Origin of the sequence: Imtechella halotolerans (assembly GCF_028743515.2) — a bacterium.
Classification (GTDB): Bacteria; Bacteroidota; Bacteroidia; order Flavobacteriales; family Flavobacteriaceae; genus Imtechella; species Imtechella halotolerans.
Window position 1 is genome coordinate 962,299 of the sequence record NZ_CP117969.2, and the last position, 22,750, is coordinate 985,048.

General features: G+C 35.6%; 20 protein-coding genes. 16 read left to right on the top strand and 4 right to left on the bottom strand.

What is annotated here, in order from left to right; all coding sequences use genetic code 11:
* Positions 1–54: 54 nt before the first annotated feature.
* From dnaK to PT603_RS04425, 14 genes are all read left to right on the top strand, one after another.
* Positions 55–1,959, top strand: a complete 1,905-nt coding sequence (gene dnaK / locus PT603_RS04360) for a molecular chaperone DnaK (RefSeq protein WP_008239180.1) — start codon at positions 55–57, stop codon at positions 1,957–1,959.
* A 653-nt stretch (positions 1,960–2,612) separates the two neighbouring features.
* A complete protein-coding gene (locus PT603_RS04365) occupies positions 2,613–2,960 on the top strand; it encodes a helix-turn-helix domain-containing protein (RefSeq protein ID WP_040488690.1) in 348 nt (115 codons plus the stop codon).
* On the top strand, positions 2,954–4,240 hold the full coding sequence (locus tag PT603_RS04370) for a type II toxin-antitoxin system HipA family toxin (protein WP_008239176.1): 1,287 nt from the start codon (positions 2,954–2,956) through the stop codon (positions 4,238–4,240). Before PT603_RS04365 ends, PT603_RS04370 begins: the two co-directional genes overlap by 7 nt.
* 278 nt (positions 4,241–4,518) lie before the next feature.
* Positions 4,519–4,944, top strand: a complete 426-nt coding sequence (locus PT603_RS04375; protein ID WP_008239175.1) for a PaaI family thioesterase — start codon at positions 4,519–4,521, stop codon at positions 4,942–4,944.
* A 1-nt stretch (position 4,945) separates the two neighbouring features.
* Entirely contained in the window at positions 4,946–6,013 is a 1,068-nt protein-coding gene (locus PT603_RS04380) for an isochorismate synthase (protein WP_008239171.1), read from the top strand.
* Positions 6,014–6,067: 54 nt separating this feature from the next.
* The gene (menD, locus tag PT603_RS04385) at positions 6,068–7,747 is read left to right on the top strand and encodes a 2-succinyl-5-enolpyruvyl-6-hydroxy-3-cyclohexene-1-carboxylic-acid synthase (protein ID WP_008239168.1); all 1,680 of its coding nucleotides are present in this window, start codon (positions 6,068–6,070) and stop codon (positions 7,745–7,747) included.
* 31 nt (positions 7,748–7,778) lie between these two features.
* Positions 7,779–8,609, top strand: coding sequence for a CvfB family protein (locus PT603_RS04390; protein WP_008239167.1), 831 nt, complete (start codon positions 7,779–7,781; stop codon positions 8,607–8,609).
* A gap of 143 nt (positions 8,610–8,752) precedes the next feature.
* Positions 8,753–9,592 carry a 1,4-dihydroxy-2-naphthoyl-CoA synthase gene (locus tag PT603_RS04395; RefSeq protein WP_008239166.1) on the top strand — a complete coding sequence of 280 codons (840 nt, stop codon included), beginning with the start codon at positions 8,753–8,755 and terminating at the stop codon, positions 9,590–9,592.
* A gap of 6 nt (positions 9,593–9,598) precedes the next feature.
* Positions 9,599–9,979: a hypothetical protein gene (locus tag PT603_RS04400; RefSeq protein ID WP_008239165.1), complete on the top strand. Its 381-nt coding sequence runs from the start codon at positions 9,599–9,601 to the stop codon at positions 9,977–9,979.
* A 1-nt stretch (position 9,980) separates the two neighbouring features.
* Entirely contained in the window at positions 9,981–10,880 is a 900-nt protein-coding gene (locus PT603_RS04405) for a 1,4-dihydroxy-2-naphthoate polyprenyltransferase (protein ID WP_040488689.1), read from the top strand.
* A 246-nt stretch (positions 10,881–11,126) separates the two neighbouring features.
* Positions 11,127–11,804 (top strand): metal-dependent hydrolase, encoded by a 678-nt coding sequence (locus tag PT603_RS04410; protein ID WP_008239163.1) that lies wholly within the window; start codon positions 11,127–11,129, stop codon positions 11,802–11,804.
* Entirely contained in the window at positions 11,805–12,839 is a 1,035-nt protein-coding gene (locus PT603_RS04415) for an o-succinylbenzoate synthase (protein WP_008239162.1), read from the top strand.
* 31 nt (positions 12,840–12,870) lie between these two features.
* The gene (locus PT603_RS04420; protein WP_008239161.1) at positions 12,871–13,788 is read left to right on the top strand and encodes a CPBP family intramembrane glutamic endopeptidase; all 918 of its coding nucleotides are present in this window, start codon (positions 12,871–12,873) and stop codon (positions 13,786–13,788) included.
* A gap of 11 nt (positions 13,789–13,799) precedes the next feature.
* The gene (locus PT603_RS04425) at positions 13,800–14,885 is read left to right on the top strand and encodes an AMP-binding protein (RefSeq protein ID WP_008239159.1); all 1,086 of its coding nucleotides are present in this window, start codon (positions 13,800–13,802) and stop codon (positions 14,883–14,885) included.
* Here PT603_RS04425 and PT603_RS04430 read toward each other — a convergent pair.
* Positions 14,882–15,103, bottom strand: coding sequence for a hypothetical protein (locus tag PT603_RS04430; RefSeq protein ID WP_008239157.1), 222 nt, complete (start codon positions 15,101–15,103; stop codon positions 14,882–14,884). The genes PT603_RS04425 and PT603_RS04430 overlap by 4 nt on opposite strands.
* A 100-nt stretch (positions 15,104–15,203) precedes the next feature.
* Positions 15,204–17,630, bottom strand: a complete 2,427-nt coding sequence (gene pheT, locus PT603_RS04435) for a phenylalanine--tRNA ligase subunit beta (protein ID WP_008239155.1) — start codon at positions 17,628–17,630, stop codon at positions 15,204–15,206.
* Between the two features lie 194 nt (positions 17,631–17,824).
* Here pheT and PT603_RS04440 point away from each other — a divergent pair, with 194 nt between their 5' ends.
* On the top strand, positions 17,825–19,075 hold the full coding sequence (locus PT603_RS04440) for a DUF7477 domain-containing protein (protein ID WP_155805617.1): 1,251 nt from the start codon (positions 17,825–17,827) through the stop codon (positions 19,073–19,075).
* Position 19,076: 1 nt separating this feature from the next.
* Here PT603_RS04440 and recG read toward each other — a convergent pair whose 3' ends face one another.
* Complete coding sequence (gene recG / locus PT603_RS04445) at positions 19,077–21,191, bottom strand: ATP-dependent DNA helicase RecG (protein WP_008239149.1); 2,115 nt, start codon at positions 21,189–21,191, stop codon at positions 19,077–19,079.
* 98 nt (positions 21,192–21,289) lie between these two features.
* On the opposite strand from recG, the gene PT603_RS04450 reads away from it, so the two are divergent.
* Positions 21,290–22,192 carry a patatin-like phospholipase family protein gene (locus PT603_RS04450; protein ID WP_008239148.1) on the top strand — a complete coding sequence of 301 codons (903 nt, stop codon included), beginning with the start codon at positions 21,290–21,292 and terminating at the stop codon, positions 22,190–22,192.
* Here the strand turns inward: PT603_RS04450 and PT603_RS04455 are convergent.
* Entirely contained in the window at positions 22,189–22,710 is a 522-nt protein-coding gene (locus PT603_RS04455) for a DUF7935 family protein (protein WP_008239147.1), read from the bottom strand. The genes PT603_RS04450 and PT603_RS04455 overlap by 4 nt on opposite strands.
* Positions 22,711–22,750: the final 40 nt, after the last annotated feature.

The window sequence follows — 22,750 nt, forward strand, 5'->3', positions numbered from 1 at the left end:
GATAGCGTTGCCGAATTAGCACATATTGTAAAAATTTAAATACTGAACAAAGACATGAGTAAAATTATCGGAATCGATTTAGGAACTACCAACTCTTGCGTTTCTGTAATGGAAGGTAATGAGCCGGTAGTTATCCCAAACGCAGAAGGAAAGCGTACAACCCCATCTGTAATAGCTTTTGTAGAAGGCGGTGAGATAAAAGTAGGTGACCCGGCAAAACGCCAAGCGGTTACCAACCCTCATAAAACCATTTATTCTATAAAGCGTTTCATGGGGAATAAATTTTCGGAATCTCAAAAGGAAGCCGATCGTGTTCCTTATAAAGTTGTAAAAGGTGATAATGATACCCCAAGAGTGGATATTGATGGTCGCTTGTATACACCACAGGAATTATCAGCAATGATTCTTCAAAAAATGAAGAAAACGGCTGAAGATTATTTAGGAACTACTGTAAGTGAAGCTGTTATTACTGTACCTGCCTATTTTAATGATGCACAGCGTCAAGCTACAAAAGAGGCTGGAGAAATTGCAGGACTTAAAGTACAACGTATTATTAATGAGCCTACAGCTGCGGCTTTGGCTTATGGACTGGATAAAAAGCATGCAGATCAAAAAATTGCTGTATTTGACTTTGGTGGCGGTACCCATGACGTATCGATCCTTGAGTTGGGAGATGGCGTTTTTGAAGTACTAGCAACAGAAGGTGATACACACCTAGGAGGGGATGATGTTGATGAAAAAATCATCAATTGGTTAGCAGAAGAGTTTATGTCAGAAGAGCAAATGGATCTTCGTAAAGATGCAATGGCACTTCAACGCTTGAAAGAGGCGGCTGAAAAAGCAAAAATCGAATTGTCTTCTTCTTCTCAAACAGAAATTAATTTACCTTATATTACAGCAACGGCTACAGGACCTAAACACTTGGTACGTACATTAAGTCGTGCTAAATTTGAACAACTTATCGAGGATTTAGTAAAGCGTACAATTGCTCCTTGTCAAAGTGCTTTGAAAAACGCCGGTTTATCTGCTAGTGATATTGACGAGATTATTTTGGTAGGTGGATCAACCCGTATTCCAGCTGTTCAGGAAGCAGTAGAGAAATTCTTTGGTAAGAAGCCTAGTAAAGGAGTAAATCCTGACGAAGTGGTTGCTGTTGGAGCCGCTATTCAAGGGGGAGTACTTACAGGAGATGTGAAGGATGTATTATTATTAGATGTAACTCCACTTTCATTAGGAATTGAAACTATGGGTGGTGTTATGACCAAGTTAATTGATGCCAACACAACTATTCCAACTAAAAAGTCTCAGGTATTCTCAACGGCTGCTGATAATCAACCATCAGTAGAGATTCACGTATTGCAAGGTGAGCGCCCTATGGCTGCAGATAATAAAACAATTGGTCGTTTTCACTTAGATGGAATCCCACCAGCTCCAAGAGGTGTACCACAAATTGAGGTGATTTTTGATATCGATGCCAATGGTATTATCCACGTGACTGCTAAAGATAAGGGAACAAACAAAGAGCAAAATATTCGTATAGAAGCTTCTTCTGGTTTGACTCAAGAAGAAATCGAAAAAATGAAACGTGAGGCAGAAGCAAATGCTGAAGCTGATAAAAAAGTAAAAGAAAAGGCAGACAAACTTAATGAGGCTGACGGAATGATTTTCCAGACTGAAAAGCAATTAAATGAGTTTGGAGATAAACTATCAGCAGATAAGAAACAAGCTATAGAGGCTGCTTTAGAGGAGCTTAAAAAGGCTTATGAAACTAAAGATGTTGATACAATTCAACCTGCTTTGGATAAAATTAATGAAGCATGGAAACAAGCTTCTGAAGAAATGTACAAAGCACAAGCTGAATCACAGCAAAATGGACAACCTGGACCTGATGCTACTGCAGGAGATACGAAGCAGCAAGCAGATGATGTTCAAGATGTTGATTTTGAAGAAGTAAAATAATCAGTTAGTAACATTACCTGATAATAAGCAATAAAACGCTGTAAATATTTGATTTACAGCGTTTTTTATTTTTATTTTTTAATGGTTTCTTATCATTTAATTCTATCAAACTTGTATCGGTACTTTTTGATTCTTATGACACCTTAAGGAATAAATATGGGGGATGACAACGTCGTATTTTGAAACATGCTCCAAAAAATACAAGAAGTAAAGAACAAGATGAAATTCTTCGCGAGTTTAACCTGATATTGCAAGCTGTTATCTTACTGAAAACGGATATCAATAAGAATGTTTCGCTTTCCGAAGATCTGGATTATCTCAATAGAAACATTCCTCTTTTACTAAAGAAATTAAATTAAAATAACGAAGCATCAATAGTTACTGTATTTGTAACTGAATGTAATGATTAAAAAAAGTTACGACTAAAACGTTCATAATTTCACTTGTTTTTGTTTGAATTAACATTAAAAACAAATCCATTTCCGTATAAAAAAAGCAACAAATAAAACCGACAACGAGATTTAATAAAAGACGTAATGAATGAAATTTTATGCGTAATTATTTTTTAGCACAATTATGCGTTATTTTTCATACATTAGCAATATAATTACAATGCGTAAAATATCACTCGTTGTTTTTAAAATATGGTATTTATGAGTAATATATCAGACTTTAGTCTATTTTCGGATAAGACAATTTTGAATACAATAGGTTTGTTTGTACAGCAAACCCGTATTAAGCAAAATCTAAATCAGCAGGAATTAGCCGATAGGGCAGCGGTGAGTAGATCTACCGTGAGTTTGTTGGAACGTGGCGAAAATATCTCTTTAATTAACTTACTAAAAATACTACGAATTTTGGATGCGTTGTATGTTTTAAAAGAATTTGAAGTAAGAGAAGAAATCAGTCCGCTTCGTTTAGCTAAAGGAGAAAAAAAATTACGTAAAAGGGTACTAAAAAAAGATACTTCGCAAGATGATAATTTGGATTCAGGATGGTAACAACAGCTTTTATAAATATTTTTGGACAACGTGTAGGCGCAGTAGCGTATGATACAACTACCGAAATGGCATCATTTGAGTACGACCCTAAATTTAATTTAGAAAAATTACCTATTGCACCTATCAAAATGCCGTCCAAAAATAGAATTTATAGTTTTCCGGAACATCGAAATAGCGAAACCTTTAAAGGTATGCCAGGACTTTTAGCCGATACATTACCCGATCGATACGGAAAAGATTTAATCAATGCCTGGTTGGCAAGACAGGGACGTCCCGATGATAGTTTAAATCCTGTAGAGCTTTTGTGTTTTATTGGACGAAGAGGTATGGGAGCGTTAGAATTTGAACCTGTAATGGCTAAAGAATCACCTTCGCATGATATTGAACTAAGTGATTTAATCGAAACGACAAAAGCTTTATTATCAAACAAAGAAAACGTGTCTATACAAACTCAAAAAAATATGGAGGATGTGATGATGGATGTCCTAAAAATGGGAACATCTGCCGGAGGTGCACGTCCTAAAGCTATTATTGCCTACAATGAAAAAACAGGACAAATCAAATCTGGACAGACGCTTTCAGACGAAGGTTTTGAGCATTGGTTAATTAAATTTGACGAAGTGAGTGATGTGCAATTCGGCGAATCAAAAGGATATGGACGAGTGGAAATGGCTTATTACAAGATGGCAACAGATTTTGGAGTTGATATGATGGAATCACAATTAATTGAAGAAAATAATCGGGTTCATTTTATGACCAAACGCTTTGATCGCATAAAAGGAAATCAAAAATTACACAGTCAAACATTATGTGCCTTGCAACACTATGATTTTGCAAATATCACATCCTATAGTTATGAGCAGATTTTTCAAACTATGCGTCAACTTCGGTTAACTTATGCAGAAGCAGAACAAATGTTTAAACGTATGGTATTTAATGTGATTGCTAGAAATTGTGACGATCATACTAAGAATTTTTCATTTCTGATGAACGCTGAGGGAATTTGGAAATTAGCTCCTGCTTACGATGTTTGTTTTGCTTACAGACCAGATAGTAAATGGGTAAGTCAGCATAATTTAAGCATTAATGGCAAACGAAAGGATTTTACAAGAAAAGATTTGTTGAATATTGCAGCACAAAATTCGATTAGAAATCCTGAAGGCATTATTAATTCATGTATAACAATTGTTTCAAACTGGAAGTTGTATGCCGAAATGTATCAAGTTGATTCAAAAAAAACATATGCAATCGACCAATTATTATTAAAGGGATTAAAATGATTGTATTTCGTACTAATATCGGTAAAAAACGATTATTTATAACATAAAATCTATGATATGTTTGCCAATAACGGCCTATTTATTATCAATATATAATCCTGTTTGTGTGCCCTATTAATACCATAGTTTAATAACTTATTGATTATTAAGCATGGTTATTTTTAAAGAAGTAAAATTAAGTTGTTGTTTTTTACAGACGGATTTCATAGAGAAAATCCCTAATGGCTATCCATTAGGGATTTTTGTTTGTATTTTTACGCTATTAAATTTTGAAAAGAATGACTTTAGATAAAGAACAAATACTAGCGTATTGTAACGCAATTGTTCCAAACACTCTAATGGAAACATTAGATATTCAATATGTGGATGTAGGTGAGGACTATTTAACAGCTCGTATGCCTGTAACCCCAAAAGTACATCAGCCTGATGGGGTATTACATGGAGGTGCAATGGTTGCACTGGCTGAAAGTGTAGGTAGTGCTGCTTGCTTTGTTTTTCTTAATACTAATGAGTTTTACATCAGAGGTATAGAAATAGCTGCAAACCACGTTAAAAGTATGCGAGAGGGGTATGTATATGCAAAAGCAGTATGTATTCACAAAGGTAGGACCACACAACTATGGGATATTAAGCTTACTGATGAGCAGGACAACTTGATTTCAGTGTGTAAACTTTCAACCATTGCATTACCTAAAAAACAGTAAAATGCATTTTTCAGAATTTTTGAAGAAGGTCTCTGAGTTATATGAAGAGAACAAACCATTAGTGGTTTTTAGACATCCAAATCAGACTATTGTACAAGCCTTTTGGCAATCGTCTTCATCACTAGTGAATTTTGATGAGTCAGATCTTAACAATGGTTTTGTAATGGCTCCTTTTGTAAAGGGTGAACAAAAGAACGTCTTTATTAGTGCAGAGCAGCAATTTCAAGCGGTCTTTAACCCTGAAAAATCACCAATGACCCGTTCTGGTATAGCAAGGGATTTAGTTGAAAAAGGAGCTGAATTTCATAAAAATATTGTTGCCAAAGCAATAGAAGTAATTAAGGAAAGTGAAGTTGGTAAAATTGTGATTTCTAGAAAAATAGATATCCCTACTGAAACTATTGATATAACTATATATTTGGAACGATTATTAGAAGCCTATCCTACAGCCTTTTGTTATTTATGGCATCACCCGTCTATAGGTACTTGGTTGGGTGCTACCCCTGAAACATTGGTGAGTATTAAAGATGTAAATCTATCTACCATGGCACTTGCAGGAACTCAAAAGTTTATTGAATCCTCACCAGTACATTGGGGTAATAAAGAAAGGGAAGAGCAACAGGTGGTTACTGATACCATAATTTCAGCATTAGAGCTATGGTCGGAAGAAATCAATGCATCAGAGGTAACTACGGCAAGGGCCGGTAACTTATTGCATTTAAAAACAGCTATTGAAGCAAGACTTCATAGAGATGGATTGTTAGATTTTTCTGCCTTAGTGGAGTCTTTACATCCAACACCTGCCGTTTGTGGATTTCCAACCGAAAAGGCGAAAAAATTTATTTTAGAAAATGAAGCTTACGATCGCAAATATTACACAGGTTATTTGGGACCAATAGATACGACTGAAAATTCGGCTATTATGTATGTTAATCTGCGTTGTATGGAAGTTTTAGCAAATACTATACGGTTGTATGTTGGTGGAGGAATTACCAAAGATTCAGATGTTCATGCTGAGTGGGAGGAAACAATCAATAAAGCACAGACCATGTTAAAAGTACTTGGATAGTTTTTGAGTAAATCTGTAAAAATTGGCTTATTTTTGTAGTTCGTATTTAGAATTATGAACTATCCTAAAATTCGGCTTGCACAAACACTTATCCAGCTTTGTAAAGCCAAAAATATATCACATATTGTTATTTCTCCAGGATCCCGAAATGCCCCTCTTACATTAGGATTCGGTAATGATCCATTTTTTAACTGCTATAGTATAGTAGATGAGCGATGTGCTGCTTTTTTTGCTTTAGGCATGGCGCAGCAACGAAAAGAACCAGTAGCAGTGGTTTGTACTTCAGGATCGGCATTACTAAATTATTATCCAGCCATTAGTGAGGCATTTTACAGTGATATTCCTTTGATTGTTATTTCTGCGGATCGACCTTCCGATAAAATTGACATTGGTGATGGTCAAACTATTCGACAAGTTAATGTATTTGCAAATCACATACTATATGAAGCTAATCTGAGTGAAGTGGATGCAAATCAAAACGAGAATGAGAGAAAAATTAATGAGGCTATAAATACTGCAATGGTGCAAAGGGGACCTGTACATATTAATGCACCCTTTGAAGAGCCACTTTATGAGCTCATTGAGAATTTTGAGGTGAATCCAAAAGTGATTCATCCAGTTTCTTCTATTTCTTCTTTTGATTTAGATCAGCAGGTGGACTTTATTGACTCCTGGAATCTGGCTCAGCGTAAGATGATTTTAGTAGGGAGTTTACCTGTAGATAGCGTGGATCGTGATATTCTTACTAATTTAGCCTCAGATGATTCTGTGGTTGTTTTTACGGAGACTACCTCAAATATTCACCATCCTCATTTTTTTCCTGGAATAGATGTAATGATAGCACCTATTGAAAAAATTCCTGAAGAACTTGAAAAATTGCGGCCAGATATGTTAATTACATTTGGTGGTATGATTGTGTCTAAGAAAATAAAGGCATTTTTAAGGATCTATAAACCTCAAAGACATTTCCATATTGACCCTAAAACAGGGTATGACACTTTTTTTTGTTTGACACATCATTTTAAATCGGATGTTAGTACTTTTTTTAATAAGGTTCACACGCAACTTGAGAAGGTACCATCCGATTATCAATCTTATTGGTTAGGGGTTCAAGAACTTCGTAGAAAATCACATAAGGACTATATTGCACAAATCCCATTCTCTGATTTTAAAGTCTATGAATCGATTTTTAAGTCACTTCCAGAGGATTGTATGCTGCAACTTAGTAATAGCTCTACCATTCGATATGCCCAACTTTTTCCTCAGAAAGAGTCAATAACTGTTTTTTGTAACAGGGGTACTAGTGGAATTGACGGGAGCACATCAACTGCCATAGGAGCTTCTATGGTTGTAAATCGTCCAACTGTATTTGTTACTGGAGATCTAAGTTTTTTCTATGACAGTAACGCCTTATGGAATCGATACACTCCAAGTGATTTTAGAATCATTATTATAAATAACGCAGGGGGCGGTATTTTTAGAATTTTGCCAGGACCTAAAAATACACCAGTTTTTGATTCCTATTTTGAAACAGTTCATAATCTTAGTGCGAACCATTTATGTGAGATGTATGGTTGGGATTACAAGCGAGCAACAGATGAAAACTCGCTACACCTCTCATTATCTACTTTTTATTCCACTGGAGATAAACCTAAAGTTTTAGAGGTTTTTACTCCTCGATTAGAAAATGATGAAATTCTATTGAAATACTTTTCTTTTTTAAGAACTCAATAGCTCATACTATTAAATAAACTACTTTTATAACATGATACACATAGGTACATTTAACACATTAGAAATTCTTAGAGAAACCTCCGTAGGATTGTTTTTAGGCGATAGTGAAGGCAATGATATTTTATTACCGAACAAATATGTGCCTGAGGCCTATGAAATTGGAGCAAAAATTTCAGTTTTCTGTTATCTGGACCATGAGGAAAGACCTATTGCTACGACCTTAGATCCATATATAAAACTGAATGAATTTGCCCTTTTAAGAGCTGCAGAGGTAAATCAATTGGGTGCCTTTATGGATTGGGGACTAGAAAAGCACTTATTTGTTCCTTTTAGAGAGCAGGCTCGTAAGATGGAAGCGGGAAAATGGTATTTAGTGTACATGTATATGGATCCTGAAACGCAGAGGCTTGCTGCTTCGAGCAAAACCCATCAATTTGTATCAAATGAAAACCTTACCATACAAGAAGGGGAGGAAGTAGAAGTGATTGTGGCTAGATTTACTGACATTGGTATGGAAGTGATTATAAATCAAAAACATTTAGGACTGGTTTATAATGATGAAGTATTCTCGCGCGTACGTCTAGGTGAAAAGAGAAAGGGATATATTCGAAAAATAAGACCTGATCATAAAATAGATGTTTCTTTTCAACCTCAAGGCTTAAAAAATATGGAAGTTTCTTCCGTACAAGTGATGGAAGCGCTTCAGCGCAATGGAGGATTTTTAGGATTACATGATAAAAGCAGTTCGGAGGATATTGCTGCCATATTGGGCATGAGCAAGAAAAGTTTTAAAAAAGCCATTGGTACGCTTTATAAGCAGAAACTCATTGTTCTTAAAGAGGATGGTATATACAAGGTATAGTTATAAGGGGCGAATTTATTCGCCTTTTTTTATATCCAATCACTACCTCATAAAGAGTTTATCTAAGGCCACTATAGTTTCCCAATTATGATTCTTTATACTCGTAAAAATACGTTATTTTTACGCTGCAAAATTGAAATTGTATGAATACACCTAAGTGGATTACCGTTAAAGAATTTGAAGATATTACATATAAAAAATGTAATGGAGTAGCTCGTATTGCATTTAATAGACCGAATGTACGTAATGCATTCCGTCCTCGTACGACTTCTGAATTACTTGAGGCATTTCGGGATGCTCATGAGGACACAACTATTGGTGTGGTGCTTCTTTCTGCTGAAGGCCCCTCGACTAAGGACGGAATATGGTCCTTTTGCAGTGGAGGAGATCAAAAAGCCAGAGGACACCAAGGCTATGTTGGAGAAGATGGATATCATCGATTAAACATCCTTGAGGTACAACGTTTAATTCGCTTTATGCCAAAGGCGGTTATTGCGGTTGTCCCAGGTTGGGCTGTTGGTGGTGGACATAGCTTACATGTAGTTTGTGATTTGACACTTGCCAGTAAGGAACATGCGATATTCAAGCAAACGGATGCGGATGTTACCAGTTTTGATGGTGGATATGGTTCTGCATACCTGGCAAAAATGGTCGGTCAAAAGAAGGCTCGTGAAATCTTCTTTTTAGGAAGAAATTATTCAGCCCAGGAAGCCTATGAGATGGGAATGGTCAATGCGGTTATACCACATGATGAATTGGAATCTACAGCCTACCAATGGGCGCAAGAAATATTAGAAAAGTCTCCTATATCGATTAAGATGTTGAAGTTTGCCATGAACTTAACTGATGACGGAATGGTGGGTCAACAGGTATTTGCTGGGGAGGCAACGCGATTAGCGTATATGAGTGATGAAGCCATTGAGGGTAGAAATGCATTTTTGGAAAAACGCAAACCTAATTTTGAGAAAAAATACATTCCATAATTATCCATGGAATGTGTTGCTTTTTTACTAACGTTTCTCTTTGGAATATTTCTGGTATTGGTTGGTATTCTAATGTATTTTAATCCAACCGTTGTAAGAAACCTTATTAGAAAAGCTGGAAGTTCTTATGGGACTAATTTTTTGGAATTAGGACCTCGACTTCTTATAGGATTAGCTATAATTAAGGTTGATACAGATTTTGAAGTACTATATAATTCAATGGGTTACTTCCTTGTTGTTTCAGCCTTTGTAATAGGTCTATTACCTTTAAAATTACATAACGGTTTTTCTAGAAAAGCTGCTGATTTTTTAAAACCGAATTATTTAAAATGTTTAGCACCAATTTCCATCTGTTTAGGATTTTTGGTTATTTATGGAATCATTTAATATGAGTATAAAGCCTTGGGTTCAAGCTGCACGATTGCGCACCTTGCCACTTTCAATTTCAGGAATATTAGTAGGATCAGGTATTGCCTTGTCACAAGATCTTTTTAATACCAAAATATTTATTCTTGCCTTATGTACCACAATAGGTTTTCAAATCCTATCGAATTTTGCTAACGATTATGGGGATGGAGTCAAAGGAACTGACAATGATGATCGGGTAGGGCCCAAGCGTGCTATTCAGAGTGGAGCAATTACTCCTAAAGGAATGAAAATGGCCATGGCAATTACAACGGTTATTACATTATTGATTGCCATATGGTTAATTTATGAGGCATTTGGTGCTGAAAAGTTGTTATATTCCCTATTGTTTTTTGGTTTAGGAATCGCCTCCATCATAGCGGCTATAACCTATACAGTGGGTAAAAACGCGTATGGGTATCATGGGCTTGGAGATGTATTTGTATTTTTATTCTTTGGATGGTTAAGTGTTGCTGGCTCTTATTTTCTATATGCGCAAACATTACATTGGATGGTGTTTTTACCAGCATCTTCCATAGGTTTATTAAGTGCTGCTGTATTAAACCTAAACAATATGAGAGATTATGAAAGTGATACAAAAGCAGGAAAAAAGACATTAGTTGTTAAAATAGGGCTGCCCTTTGCTAAATATTACCATTATTATCTTATTGTATTGGCCATGTTGTTAATGATGCTTTATTCCATTTTAAAACTGAACACTGGCGTGCAACTCCTTTACCTTTTAGCATTCATCCCTTTGAGTTTACATCTATTAAAGGTTAGACGTGCGAAAGATTCTAAATTGCTCGATCCTGAATTAAAAAAGGTGGCCTTGTCTACCGTATTGATGGCATTACTTATTTTAATTGGATATCTTTTGTAATTTGTAATTCTAATAAAAAGTATATTTCTTTTCTGTTTTGATCACAGCAATTTATGTCCAATAGAATTTTTAAATCAAAGAAAAAGTACCTAATATAGCTATAATAGGGTGTAAGAAAATAAAAATAATACATTTTATAACCCATTTTATGGTATCTTTAAAGCTCATCGTTTTATCATACCTAAAGGAGGATAATCGAACCGATTTTTTATATTAATATATTTTGTTTAATTAAAAATACAATAGATGAAAATTACATTTTATGGACATTCTTGTATAGGAATTACCGTAGATGATGTACATATTTTGGTAGATCCTTTTATTACGGCCAATCCTAAGGCGTCCCATATTGATATCAACACCATTAAAGCAGATTATATTCTGATAACGCATGCACATCAAGATCATATTTTGGATGTTGAAGCGATCGCCAAACGTACCGGGGCAATGGTAGTATCCAATTATGAAATCGTTACTTATTTTCAACAAAAAGGTATAGAAGGTCATGGCATGAATCATGGAGGAACCTGGGATTTTGAATTTGGAACTGTGAAGTACGTTAATGCCATACATTCTTCATCTTTTCCTGATGGAAGTTATGGTGGAAACCCTGGGGGTTTTGTCATAGAAGGTGAACGGAAAACAATTTATATATCTGGAGATACCGCGCTTTCAATGGATATGAAGCTTATTCCAATGTTGTATAAACTTGACTTAGCTATCCTACCCATCGGAGATAATTTTACCATGGGTGTGAATGAGGCTGTGATGGCTTCAGACTTTGTTGAATGTGACAAGGTTTTAGGAGTACATTACAATACGTTTGGCCCCATTGAAATTGATGAAGAAGAGGCTAAACGAACCTTCTTTGACAGCGGTAAAGATCTCATGTTATTGGCAATTGGTGAAAGTTTAATACTATAAATGAGAGCTACATACCATCGTTATATTTTAAATTTTAAACGTCCTAGTGGAACCTCCCGTGGTGTTCTTACTACTAAAGAAACTTGGTTTTTAAAGCTCTATGATGGTAATAGAACAGGTATAGGGGAGTGTGGTGTACTTCGTACACTTAGTGTAGATGACAGGCCAGATTATGAAGATTGTTTAAAATGGGTTTGTGATCATATTCATTTAGGTGAAGAGGCCCTTTGGGAGGCTCTAATAGAGTTTCCTTCCATTCAGTTTGGTGTCGAGCAAGCCTTTCGTTCACTGCATAGTAAAAATCCCTATCTACTAAATCCTTCTCTATTCACAGAAGGTAAAGATTCAATTGCAATTAATGGGCTCATATGGATGGGAGACCCTGACTTTATGAAAGAACAAATTGAGGCAAAACTTTCTGAAGGGTTTAATTGTATAAAGCTCAAAATTGGAGCTATAGATTTTTCGAAGGAATTAAGTCTACTTGAGGTTATTCGTACCCAATTTTCTCCAGATCAAATAGAAATTCGGGTAGATGCCAATGGCGCATTTCACCCCGACGAGGCCTTAACCAAATTAAACCAACTAGCCAATTTTCATCTACATTCCATCGAACAACCAATAAGGGCAGGTCAACATGACATCATGGCACAATTATGTAGAGATACCCCTCTGCCTATTGCACTTGATGAAGAACTCATAGGGGTATTTGAATTTGATGACAAATTAGCCCTATTAGAAAAAATTAAACCGCAGTATATTATTTTAAAGCCGAGCCTGGTGGGTGGTTATAGAGGTTCTGAAGAGTGGATCTCATTAGCCATGGCCTACCAATGTGGTTGGTGGATAACTAGTGCTTTAGAGAGTAATGTAGGTTTAAATGCTATAGCACAATGGACGTATACACTTGATAATAATAGACCCCAAGGATTAGGAACAGGCGCTCTATACACCAATAACATTGAATCTCCACTGATTGTTAAAGAAGGGGGATTATACTATAATCCTAAAGAGAAATGGACCTTACCATTTTAAATTTATAATTAAATTAAATTCAAGACATTTTATGTACATAGAACAAGGGTATAAAGGAAAGTTAGGTATTTGGAAGTATTTTATTATTCCAATATTATTTTTTGGATTAATGACATTAAATGTTTTAGTTACTACGCTTCTTGGTGTGGACGCTGAATCAATTATCCAACAGGAAATCGCAAGGAAAGGGTCCAATCGATTTTTAGTTGAAATGTTAATTCCTTTTGCTGTATTCCTTGCAGGTTTATTCTTTTGGGTAAAGTATATTCATGAACAATCCATACGATCACTTACCACCTCTAGAAAACGAGTAGATTGGAGAAGAATTTTCTTTGCCTTTACAGTATGGGCAGGAATTACATTATTGGTCTTTTTTATAGATTATTTCAGTAACCCTCAGGATTATATATTGCAATTTGACCTCCCAAAATTTGCAGTATTGGCAGTTATTGCATTGCTATTAATTCCACTTCAAACTAGTTTTGAAGAATATTTCTTTAGAGGTTACCTTATGCAGGGTTTGGGAATTATAACCAAGAATCGTTGGTTTCCTTTGGTGTTTACCTCTGTTGTTTTTGGTCTTATGCATATCTCTAATCCCGAAGTTGGAAAGTTAGGTCCTGTAATTATGATTTATTATATAGGTACTGGATTTTTCTTAGGTATTATTACATTAATGGATGAAGGCTTGGAATTGGCTATTGGTTTTCATGCAGCCAATAACCTTATCACAGCTTTATTGGTCACTTCGGACTGGACAGCCTTTCAAACACATTCTGTATTTAAAGACGTTTCATTGCCAACTGCTGGAAACGAAATATTCTTAACGGTGTTGGTTTTATTCCCTTTACTCACTTTATTATTTGCTAAAAAATATGGATGGACTAATTGGAAAGAAAAACTAACGGCCAAGGTGATTCCACCAGTAAAACATACATCCGAAGGATAAGATATAGAGTTATGATTACAAAGCCTACCTATAAAAATATACATCATCGGTTTCGTGTTGAAAATCGATTTTACAGCTTTGATGATTTAAAAGAAGTTGCCTATTCACTTATTAAGGAAGGAGTTCCATTTGAACAGGAAATAGGGGAGTTTCTAATGGATTGGTTGGATGATTCCCCCTATATAGAAGTGCCCACTTCTGGATCCACGGGGACCCCAAAAAAAATACAAATTCTTAAGCAGCATATGGTGAATTCTGCTTTAGCTACAGGTGATTTCTTCCAATTATCTCCTGGTGATAGCGCTTTACTTTGTTTACCTGCCAGATTTATAGCCGGAAAAATGATGCTGGTTAGAGCAATGATTTTAGGTTTAGAACTTTCATTAGTGGCTCCTGGTAGCCGCCCTTTGAAAGGTACAAAAGAACAATTTGATTTTTCTGCCATGACACCACAACAGTTAAGTCACTCGATGAAAGAATTGAGCCATATAAAAAAGCTTATTATTGGAGGTGCAGCCATTCAGGGTGAATTATTAGAAAAGTTACAACATAAACACACTAAAGCGTATGCTACCTATGGAATGACCGAAACAGTTTCTCATGTCGCTGTTAAAAAATTAAATCATTTTACAAAAGAGCAGCCTAAAAGACATTATGTGGCTATGCCCAATGTTTCATTCACTCAAGACGATCGTGGGTGTTTGGTCATTACTGCACCCGATGTTTGTGCAGAAACTTTAGTAACAAATGATGTGGTTAATTTACTTTCACCATCCGAGTTTGAATGGGTAGGTCGTTTTGATAATGTGATCAATTCAGGGGGAATTAAGCTTTTCCCAGAAAGCATTGAAGTAAAACTTGCCAATATTCTATCTACGCCATTTTTCATCACCTCTTTGCCTGATGCCATTTTAGGTGAACGATTAATTTTAGTAGTAGAGGGAACAAATGATACAACACAAATCATGGAGCTTATGAAAGGTAATGCCGTTTTATTACCCTATGAGTTTCCAAAGGAAGTATATGTGACTAAGGAATTCAAAAGGACATCTAATGGCAAAATCCAACGAAAAGAGACTTTAGCTAGCTTATTCTAATAGCCTAATTCGTTTAAAATAAGCATGGACTGAGTATACTCGTCTTCTAGTACAAGCAATTCAATATATTGATTTCCACCTCCAACAATTGCTGGAATAATACCTGATGCATCGCTATTTCGCTCAATAGGGAATACCGAAATTTCGGCTAGTTTCGATTTAATAAGAATGGCATCAGTAAGAGGTCCATTAAATATTAATTTTAATTGTGAACTCATGGCTTTGCTTCTTAAGAGGTTACTTTCTTAAAGTTACACAATAATTTTTAATTTCAAATACACAAAAAAAGAAAGGCTGCATCCCCTGCAGCCCCTTGTATTATTTTCTGAGTTCAGCACCCAGTTGTTTTTCAAAATTTTGTTGAAGTTTTGACATTACCTTCTCAATTTGTTTATCAGTAAGTGTTTGTTCTTCATCTTGTAAAACAAAACTTAGCGCATAACTCTTTTTACCTTCTGGTAGGTTTTTCCCTTGATAGACATCAAAAAGACTCATATCTTTTAGCAAGGATTTTTCACTTTGCATGGCGGTATGATGCAATTGCTCAAAAGTAACCGACTCGTCTAGTAACAATGCTAAATCACGTCTCACTTCTGGATATTTAGCAAGTTCCTTAAAAGAAACCTTATGATTTTGAACCAACTGATGTACATTTTTCCAGTCGATATCAGCATAAACTACTTCTTGTTTGATATCAAATGCCTTCAAAATTGATTTTTTTACAATACCAAATTCAGCAAGTCGAATTTTTCCACTACTTAATATAAGTCCTTCCTGAAAAACGTCTGTTTTAAAAGGAGCAGATTTTAGTTTAGATAGTCCTAGACGATCGAAAATAGTTTGTAAAACTCCCTTTAGGTAAAAGAAATCACTTTTTTTGGAAATGGTATTCCAGCTTTCATTAAAACGATCACCGGTTATAAATAAACTTAGGTGCTTATTTTCCGTATAATTTTCATAGCGATGATACGTTTTTCCAAACTCAAACAGCTTAAGATCTGGTCTGCGACGATTACTGTTGTAGGCAATGGCCTCTAAACCTGAGAATAACATTGACTGACGCATGGCAGAAAGATCAGCACTAAGTGGATTTAACATCATCACATTATGTTCCTCTTTCAGTTGTTCAGAAAGCTTAGTATAACTACTTGAGGTAAGGCTATTGGCCATCATTTCATTAAATCCTTGACCTACCAGTTGATTTGCTATAATGTTTTGAACTTTATAGTCTTCGTAGCGAGAAGAATGTGAAACAGTTGCATTGAGCTTTTCAGTGAAATCAATCTGATTATAACCGTAAATACGAAGAATTTCCTCAATAACATCTACATCACGCTGAACATCCACTCTATAAGGAGGAATAGATAATCCAACACCACGCTCAGTTACACTGTTAATTTTCATATCTAAGGAGGTTAGAATATTTTTTATGACCTCTTTTGGAATTTCCTGGCCTATCAGTTTATCAACTTTTTCAAAGGCTAAGAATACTTGAAAATCTTCCACTTTTTTAGGATAGATATCCGTAACATCCATTGAAATTTCTCCTCCAGCCACTTGCTGTATTAAAATTGCTGCGCGTAATAAGGCATATTTTACGTTATTAATATCTATACCTCGTTCAAAACGGAACGAAGCATCAGTGCTTAGTCCGTGTCGTTTAGCAGTTTTACGAACAGAAACCGGATTGAAATAGGCACTTTCTAAAAATATCTGAGTAGTGTTTTCAGTTACTCCTGAACTGAGTCCTCCAAAAACACCAGCAATACACAATGGCTTTTCAGCATCACATATCATTAAATCTTCTGAATGCAACGTACGCTCTACTTCATCTAAGGTTGTAAATTTAGTACCATCAGCTACGGTTTTTACAAGAATTTTGTTGCCACTTATTTTTGCTGCATCAAATGCATGTAATGGCTGTCCAAGTTCATGAAGTACATAGTTAGTTATGTCAACAATATTATTTTTAGGAGTAAGTCCAATGGCTTTTAATCTATTTTTTATCCAATCTGGAGACTCAGCTACTTTCACGCCAGTAATGGTTACACCAGCATAGCGAGGAGCTAATTCATTATTTTCAACTTCCACATCAATTTTCAAGGTTCTGTTATTGACATGAAAACTGCTGGTAGAAGGGGAGATTAATTCAAGGGATACTCCTTTTTGAATGAGTCCTGCTTTAAGGTCTCTGGCCACACCGTGATGACTCATAGCATCGGCACGGTTGGGAGTGAGGCCAATCTCAAAAACCTCATCATTTTCAATTTGAAATACTTGGGCACATGGTGTACCTGGAACAAGACTTTCATCTAGAATCATAATACCCTCATGTCCTTGTCCAAGTCCTAATTCATCTTCTGCACAAATCATTCCATGGCTTTCTTCCCCACGTATTTTTCCCTTTTTTATTTCCCATGGATTGCCTTGAGCATCATATAGCATAGTTCCAATGGTGGCAACTGGCACTTTCTGTCCCACAGCTACATTAGGAGCTCCACATACAATTTGCACCACTTGATCTTGTCCAATTGCTACCTTAGTAACTTTTAATCGATCGGCATTTGGATGTTGCTCACATTCCAAAACATGTCCTACTACAACTCCTTTAAGACCTCCTTTTACAGATTCGTACACAGAAACACCTTCTACTTCAAGTCCTAAATCGGTTAGTAATTCTGCTGTTTGCTCAGCATTCCACTCTGTTTTTATGAATTGTTTAATCCAGTTGTATGAAATCTTCATGGTACAATTTTAATGAAGCGCAAAAATAAGAATCCTTTGGGTTTTATGCCTAGTATTATGCTCTTAAAAATTGGTGATTTTTTCATTTTGTTAAAGAATAAAAAAAATGTAATTTCACATAAACCATTGGAAGAAAAGAAGAAAGGGTGAATGAAATGCATTTCAATGGATTAATTGTCTTGTAAATCCTTTTTATGAAATCATACTTTTCTATCTGTTTCTTATTGGTTTTTGTACAATTTAGTTCGCTTTATGGGCAGTCAATGACGGCACCTACCACTAAAAAAAGTACCACCACCACAACAGCTACTCCTACGTCAACAGGTCAAAGTGAATGGGCTCTTGTCATGACTAAGATGACGGGGCAAGCGGATGTTTTACAGCGCTGGAAAACAAGGTTGGAGTATCCAAAGGACGAAATAAAAGCAGATTGGGATGATTCGTATGATATTACCAATCTTACCTATATAGGTGATACTTGGACCCTGGTTACCGCTAAAAATACGGATTTACACGCACAGCAATGGTATACCAGGTTAGATGTCGAATCGCTTTTTGAAGAAGTAAAAAAGGAGTATAAGGCAAGCAAAATGCTTGTTTCTGTTACTTATGGAGCTGGTTTATGGGCATTGGTATCTTCTAAAGGGACTAAATATACTCACCAGTATGCGCTCTATCATAAAAATGGATTTCCTCAATCCTATATGGATCAACGAATAGCTGAAGGATATTATTTATCGGATATGGCCTTTGGTGCAGGCAGTTGGTTTACTGTTTTTTCAAAGGATAGCAAAACTTCGAATCAAATGTACCATACTAGCTTTAGTTTTCCTAAGGACAAGATAGAGTCCTATTGGGATAAAGGTTATCGAATAAATCTTCTCAAATACTTAGATGATAGATGGGTATTATCCATGATTTTGAATTCTGATTATGGACAACAAGCGTGGCGTACGCGCTATGAGTTTCCTAAAAAAGAAATTGATGAATTATGGAAAGATGGCTATTCTATAACAGATATGAGTTACCTTCCAGGAAGTAAAAATACAGCCTTGTCAACTACTTCTTCTAATCTTTTGGGTACATGGGTTTATGAAGATTATTTTGCTGAAGAATATATAGAATTTCTATCTGACGGTTTTGTAAAGATGACTATTATTGATTTGTATAATGATACTACTACCGTATATGGAGGAAGTGGATTTACAGACCCTAACCTAGGAAAGGTAGATATTAAATTCGAAACAAATACAAAGGTTTTTCCATATCACCTGGATATAGTTGTGTATCAAAATAGAAAAGAATTGCAACGCAACAAAGCCATTTACAAAATTGACAAGGACCAGCTAACAGTCAAAGCGCCTGAAAGTTATACCCAAAAAAGGGCCGTGAATTTTAATGATGAAGATTCCTATTCAATTGACGTTTATACCAAATCAAACTAATTTAACTGATATAGTTCCAAATGGTCTTATTTTTTTGGAGACGCTCGTAGGAAACTCTAACCTCTTTGTTTAGAGGATCTTCTAAATTAGGATCACTTTTTAATAATTGAATAGCATAGTATCTTGCCGTTTTAAGTATATCATTGTCTTTGACAATATCAGCGATCTTAAGCGTAAGCACTCCACTTTGCTGTGTTCCCATTAAATCACCGGGTCCACGTAGTTTTAAGTCTACTTCCGCAATTTCAAATCCATCATTGGTCTGTGTCATGGTTTGTAATCGAGTTTTAGAATCATCACTGAGTTTATGCCCAGTCATTAAAATACAAAAACTCTGTTCAGCCCCACGTCCAACACGTCCACGTAATTGATGTAACTGAGAAAGTCCAAATCTCTCGGCGCTTTCAATGATCATTACAGAAGCATTCGGTACATTTACACCTACTTCAATCACAGTGGTGGCCACCATTATCTGAGTTTCTCCTTTAATAAACCGCTCCATTTCATAATCCTTATCGGCGGGCTTCATTTGTCCATGAACAATTGATATTTGGTATTCTGGTTGTGGAAAAGACCGTACTATACTCTCATATCCATCCATTAAATCTTTATAGTCCAGTGTTTCAGATTCTTGAATCAAAGGATAGACCACATATACTTGACGCCCTTTGTTAATTTCATCTTTTAAAAATTGAAATACCTTTAGACGATTACTATCGTATCTATGCACCGTTTTAATAGGCTTACGCCCTGGAGGAAGTTCATCTATTACGGAAACATCTAAATCTCCATATAAACTCATCGCTAAAGTACGTGGAATTGGAGTAGCTGTCATAACAAGTATATGAGGAGGCATGGTATTTTTATGCCATAGCTTGGCACGTTGAGCTACACCAAAACGATGTTGTTCATCGATTATAGCTAACCCTAAATTTTGGAATTGTACTTTATCTTCTAACACTGCATGCGTACCAATAAGAATATGCAGAAGACCATTCTCCAATTGTTCATGAATTTCTCTTCTATCGGCTGCTTTCGTAGACCCTGTAAGTAATTGTACATTCACAGGCAATTCTTTTAACAACTCCATTATACCATTATAATGTTGTGTTGCCAAAATTTCAGTAGGCGCCATTATACATGCTTGAAATCCATTGTCTATGGCTAGTAACATACTCATTAAAGCCACGATCGTTTTTCCTGAACCTACATCTCCTTGAAGCAAACGATTCATTTGGGCATTAGATCCCATATCATTCCTTATTTCCTTTATAACCCTTTTTTGGGCATTGGTAAGTTCAAAGGGGAGGTGATTGTTGTAAAAATCTGAAAAAAGTTCCCCAACCTTGTCAAAAACAAAGCCTTTGATGCGTTGCTTGTGCAAGAGATTCTTTCTAACAAGTTGGAGCTGAATAAAGAATAATTCTTCAAATTTTAAACGAAACTGAGCTTTAGCTAATAATTCTTGACTCTTAGGGAAATGAATATTAAATAAGGCTTCTGCCTTTGATATAAGGTGTAATTCCTCGATAATTGATTTTGGCAATGACTCATGAAACCGTACACCGGATTCATTAAAGAGTTCTTGCATTAATTGATTAATTACCCTATTTGTAATTCCTTTATTAGTAAGTTTTTCAGTAGAAGGATACACTGGTTGCATTGCTGTTCTCAGACTTTGCTCATGTTCCCTCATTAATTCCATTTCTGGATGTGGCATGGAAAATACACCATTAAACCAGTTACACCGTCCAAAAACAACATAAGGTTCATTAATCTTAAGACTGTCCTTAATCCATTTATGACCTCTAAACCACACTAATTCCATTTCTCCTGTATCATCAACAAAGGTAGCCACAAGTCGTTTTCCAAAGCCCTTATTGCCAGTTTCGACCATTTTCAAATGGATTATTTTTCCAATAATCTGAACTTCTGCATTATTTCGTTGTAACTGATTTATCTTATAATATTGGGTCTTGTCAATGTATCTATTTGGAAAGAAATGTAATAAATCCTGGTATTGATGTATACCCAGTTCAGTCTTAAGCAGTTGCGCCCTTTGTGGACCAACTTTTTTCAAATAATCTATAGGTGTATATAAAAATTGCGGATTCATTCTGACGAAGATACTATTTTTCATTTTTGCAAAAAACAAATTCCTGTTCAAGTGATACCATATAATTTTAGTACCTTAACACTGCTAAACTTTCATTTATGAATGCACTTGTAATAAGCGGAGGAGGCAGTAAAGGAGCTTTTGCCGGTGGTGTTGCCCAATATCTTATAGAAGAATTAAATAAGGATTACCAATTATACCTAGGTACATCAACTGGGAGTCTACTAGTGTCACATTTGGCTTTAAAAGAAACTCAGAAAATAAAAGAAGTGTATACTTCAGTGACGCAAAAAAGTATTTTTAGTCATTGTCCCTTTACCATTACTGAAAAACATGGAAGTCAAAATATTGGAATAAACCACCTAAATGTGCTTAGAAATTTCATGAGGGGGAGTAAAACCTTTGGTGAAAGTTATAATCTTCAAAGCCTTATAAAACAAACATTTACAGAAGCTGAATTTTCTAAATTGCAATCTTCTGATAAAGAAATCATTGTTACTGTTAGTAACCTGTCAATGAATGAAGTGGAGTATAAATCAATTAATGATTTTAGTTACCATGAGTTTTGTGAATGGATATGGATTTCGTGTAATTATACTCCTTTTATGAGCCTTGTTAATAAGAACGGTTGTGAATATGCAGACGGCGGGCTAGGGTGTATGGTTCCAATAGAAGAGGCTATACGAAGGGGGGCTAAGACGGTGGATGCTATTATATTACAAACAGAAGTGACTCATTTGAACAGACTTCCCGCTCGCAATGCGTTTTCCCTTCTTACCAATATGTTCGCTTTTATGCTTGACCGGATCGAAAAACAAAATATTAGAATTGGTAAATTGGTAGCCAACTATAATGACGCTATTATCAACTTTTACTATACTCCAGTAATACTCACCACTAATTCCCTTATTTTTCAAAAAGAAAAAATGTCACAGTGGTGGCAGAGTGGTTTTGAATTTGCTCGATTAAAAAATCAACAAAGCAGTGCCTTGGAAACTTAGTCCCATAATTCTTGAATTTCTTTTTTGATATGCGCTAGGGCATTGGCAGAAGGTGTTTGTTTGTCAATATATTCACTCAGAACTGCCTCACGGAGTTTATCGGCAGACGTCGTTTTTTCATTCATGGCAGCTTTCCTAATGACCTGAATAGTGGCATTTTTTGCTGCTTTAACAATATTCCAACCTTCATCACTCATATAAATTTGTTGAGAAATATTATGGTCAAATTCCTGCTCAATAGTGGCTATCAATAGGTTTTCATATGCAGAAGTTTGATCAGATATAGGAGGTACACGTAACAAGAGTTTTTGAGGGGCCATACGCTCTAAGAACAATGTAATTCGTTCATAGGCTTGTAATCGTATTGGTAAAATTGATTTATGAGTTTCTTTATGCAATAAATACCTTCTTCGACCTTCTTCATTTGCGGTATGAAGTTTAAAAAAATAAAACGCAATGATACCTGTGAGTAGTGCTGGTAAAAAATAAAAAAGCAGTTGTACTATTGATATATCCATGTCCTAAAAATGAAAACTTGTCAAATATACAAGATATCTG

Coding starts and splice junctions, on each gene's coding strand:
- dnaK (WP_008239180.1), top strand. CDS start 55: ATGAGTAAAATTATCGGAATCGATTTAGGAACTACCAACTCTTGCGTT.
- PT603_RS04365 (WP_040488690.1), top strand. CDS start 2,613: ATGAGTAATATATCAGACTTTAGTCTATTTTCGGATAAGACAATTTTG.
- PT603_RS04370 (WP_008239176.1), top strand. CDS start 2,954: ATGGTAACAACAGCTTTTATAAATATTTTTGGACAACGTGTAGGCGCA.
- PT603_RS04375 (WP_008239175.1), top strand. CDS start 4,519: ATGACTTTAGATAAAGAACAAATACTAGCGTATTGTAACGCAATTGTT.
- PT603_RS04380 (WP_008239171.1), top strand. CDS start 4,946: ATGCATTTTTCAGAATTTTTGAAGAAGGTCTCTGAGTTATATGAAGAG.
- menD (WP_008239168.1), top strand. CDS start 6,068: ATGAACTATCCTAAAATTCGGCTTGCACAAACACTTATCCAGCTTTGT.
- PT603_RS04390 (WP_008239167.1), top strand. CDS start 7,779: ATGATACACATAGGTACATTTAACACATTAGAAATTCTTAGAGAAACC.
- PT603_RS04395 (WP_008239166.1), top strand. CDS start 8,753: ATGAATACACCTAAGTGGATTACCGTTAAAGAATTTGAAGATATTACA.
- PT603_RS04400 (WP_008239165.1), top strand. CDS start 9,599: ATGGAATGTGTTGCTTTTTTACTAACGTTTCTCTTTGGAATATTTCTG.
- PT603_RS04405 (WP_040488689.1), top strand. CDS start 9,981: ATGAGTATAAAGCCTTGGGTTCAAGCTGCACGATTGCGCACCTTGCCA.
- PT603_RS04410 (WP_008239163.1), top strand. CDS start 11,127: ATGAAAATTACATTTTATGGACATTCTTGTATAGGAATTACCGTAGAT.
- PT603_RS04415 (WP_008239162.1), top strand. CDS start 11,805: ATGAGAGCTACATACCATCGTTATATTTTAAATTTTAAACGTCCTAGT.
- PT603_RS04420 (WP_008239161.1), top strand. CDS start 12,871: ATGTACATAGAACAAGGGTATAAAGGAAAGTTAGGTATTTGGAAGTAT.
- PT603_RS04425 (WP_008239159.1), top strand. CDS start 13,800: ATGATTACAAAGCCTACCTATAAAAATATACATCATCGGTTTCGTGTT.
- PT603_RS04430 (WP_008239157.1), bottom strand. CDS start 15,103: ATGAGTTCACAATTAAAATTAATATTTAATGGACCTCTTACTGATGCC.
- pheT (WP_008239155.1), bottom strand. CDS start 17,630: ATGAAGATTTCATACAACTGGATTAAACAATTCATAAAAACAGAGTGG.
- PT603_RS04440 (WP_155805617.1), top strand. CDS start 17,825: ATGAAATCATACTTTTCTATCTGTTTCTTATTGGTTTTTGTACAATTT.
- recG (WP_008239149.1), bottom strand. CDS start 21,191: ATGAATCCGCAATTTTTATATACACCTATAGATTATTTGAAAAAAGTT.
- PT603_RS04450 (WP_008239148.1), top strand. CDS start 21,290: ATGAATGCACTTGTAATAAGCGGAGGAGGCAGTAAAGGAGCTTTTGCC.
- PT603_RS04455 (WP_008239147.1), bottom strand. CDS start 22,710: ATGGATATATCAATAGTACAACTGCTTTTTTATTTTTTACCAGCACTA.